The organism is Streptomyces sp. NPDC001933 (genome assembly GCF_042890955.1).
GTDB lineage: Bacteria > Actinomycetota > Actinomycetes > Streptomycetales > Streptomycetaceae > Streptomyces.
On the sequence record NZ_JBIASS010000126.1, the window covers coordinates 1 to 1173 of the forward strand.

The 1173-nt window shown below is 69.4% G+C and carries 2 protein-coding genes; both read right to left on the reverse strand.

Annotated elements, in window-relative coordinates; genetic code table 11:
- Positions 1–17: 17 nt before the first annotated feature.
- Positions 18–584, reverse strand: a complete 567-nt coding sequence (locus ACFYY7_RS45740; protein WP_382949467.1) for a transposase — start codon at positions 582–584, stop codon at positions 18–20.
- Positions 500–1072, reverse strand: coding sequence for a winged helix-turn-helix domain-containing protein (locus ACFYY7_RS45745; RefSeq protein WP_388672430.1), 573 nt, complete (start codon positions 1070–1072; stop codon positions 500–502). The genes ACFYY7_RS45740 and ACFYY7_RS45745 overlap by 85 nt, the downstream gene beginning before the upstream one ends.
- Positions 1073–1173: the final 101 nt, after the last annotated feature.

Here is a 1173-nt window from a genome sequence, read left to right on the forward strand (position 1 = left end):
TTACTGACTTCGGCTCGTCAGGGTGAGGTCGGGGTGTCGAGGGTCAGGCCGGTGCCGGCTATGAAGCCGTCGAGGGTGTCGGGGCGGTACTGCAGGCGCTTGAGCCGGTTGCGGACGAGGGCCTCGAGTCGGTCGAGGGCCATGACGGCGAGGTTGGCCAGGCTGCGTTTGACGTGCGCCCAGACCCACTCGACGGGGTTGAGGTCGGGCGAGTAGGCGGGAAGCAGGAACACCGTCAGCCATGCACGCTCGGCGATCAACTCGCGCATGGCGTGGGAGACGTGGGTGTTCAGGCGGTCCCAGACCAGCACGATCGGCGCCTTGACGAGCTGGTGCACGCCGTCGACCAGAGCGATGAAGTCGCGCTCGCCCATGCTGCGGCGCTGTCCCTTGCCCGCGGGGTGGGTACGCAGGCGGTGGCACAGCCGGGTACGCGAGCCCGGCCGCATGGCGATCAGTCCCGCCACGGACAGGCGTCCCGAGCGTCGGCCACTGACCGTCACGACCGGCGTGCGGCCTCGCCGGCCCCAGGTGCGTCCTCTGGGCGGACGGCGGGTGAAGCCTGCCTCGTCCTCGAAGCAGATGTAGCCCCCGCAGGCCGCCCGGGTACTTTTACCTCCGCCCAGGTCGCCTCCTTCCACGCGGTGACGGCCTGCTCGTCCCGCTCGGCCACCCTGCGCGCGGGGACCTGCGGGCTGAAGCCGAGCCGGTGCATCAGCCTCGTGGCGCCAGAGACGCTGTACGAGACGTGGAACTTCCGCCCGATCAGCATGGCCACCCTCGCCGCGGTCCACACCTGGTCCTCCACCCAGCCGTGCGCGGCCGGACCCTGCTCCAGATACACGGCGAGCTTCTCCAGGCAGCGCGGAGACAGCCGGCACCGCGACCCACTCGGACCGCGTGACGCCAGCGCCCCGACCCCGCCCTCGCGCCACAACTGGTGCCACTGATAAGCCGACTTCAGACTCACCCGCAGACGCCGTGCCACTTCCGGCGGCTTGACCTCCTGCTCGAACAGCTCGGCCGCCTGCATCCGCACCGACTCCCGACGCACCCGTCCCGCAACGGTCAGCCCGCCCCCATCCGAATACCTCACACACCATCGAATACAGCCACCACACCAAGCCCATCAGAGACTTCGGGAAAGTTCACCCTGACGAGCCGAAGTCAGTA